This window comes from Actinoplanes aureus, assembly GCF_015704865.1.
GTDB lineage: Bacteria > Actinomycetota > Actinomycetes > Mycobacteriales > Micromonosporaceae > Actinoplanes > Actinoplanes aureus.
Genome location: NZ_JADQTO010000100.1, coordinates 1 through 1,027, shown reverse-complemented (window position 1 = coordinate 1,027; position 1,027 = coordinate 1). Strand labels below are relative to the sequence as shown.

The window sequence follows — 1,027 nt, the reverse complement described above, 5'->3', positions numbered from 1 at the left end:
TAGGCCGTGTTTCGTAGGCGTCGATGTTGCGGCGTGGCGGTGATCGATAACTGAAGAGGTCTCCGGTAGTTGGTTCAGCGACCAAGCAGAACTTCACACCGGAGACCTCGTGCCGAGCGTAGCGGCAGCGAGGCGACATGACTTGACCGACGTGCAGTGGGCGGTGCTTGAGCCGTTGCTGCCTGCGGGAACCGGTCGTGATCGGCCGCGCAGATGGACGATGAGAGTGATCCTCGACGGGATTCGGTGGCGGGTGCGGACCGGCTCACCGTGGCGCGATGTGCCCGCGGTGTATCCGCCGTGGCAGACGCTGTATCGATGGTTTCGCCGCTGGCAGCGTGACGGTGTCTGGGCGCAGATCCTGGCCTTGTTGCAGGCCCGGGCGGACGCGGCCGGGTTGATCGGCTGGACGGTGAGCGTGGACTCCACGATCAGCCGTGCCCATCAGCACGCGGCCGGAGCCCGCCGTGACGGCGACACTCAGAAGGAACCGCCCGGCGGTGTGCAGCAGGCCGAGCCGGCAGATCACGGGCTCGGCCGATCGCGGGGCGGATGGACCACCAAGACGCATCTGGCCTGCGAACAAGGCCGCAAGGTGATGGCGATGGTGGTGACCGCCGGACATCGCGGCGACAGCCCGCAGTTCATTCCCGTGCTGGCCAAGGTGCGCGTTGCCCGAGCCGGTAGCGGCCGGCCCCGGACCCGGCCGGACCTGGTGCTGGCCGACAAGGCGTACACGTCCAAGGCCAACCGTGCCCATCTGCGCCGCCGCGGCATCCGGGCGTGCATCCCGAGCAAGGCCGACCAGGACGCGCACCGCAAGGCCAAAGGGTCCAAGGGCGGACGTCCGCCCGCCTTCGACCCCGAGACCTACCGCCAACGCCACGCCGTGGAGTGCGGCATCAACCAGCTCAAACAGCACCGGGCAATGGCCACAAGGTATGACAAGCTCGCCGTGCGCTACGAAGCCACCGTCACCATCGCCGCCATCAACCAATGGCTCCGCGCCCTACGAAACACGGCCTAG

At 67.9% G+C, this 1,027-nt stretch carries 1 protein-coding gene; it reads left to right on the top strand.

What is annotated here, in order from left to right; translation table 11 throughout:
* Positions 1-109: 109 nt before the first annotated feature.
* Positions 110-1,027, top strand: a complete 918-nt coding sequence (locus tag I4J89_RS49100; RefSeq protein ID WP_196421103.1) for an IS5 family transposase — start codon at positions 110-112, stop codon at positions 1,025-1,027.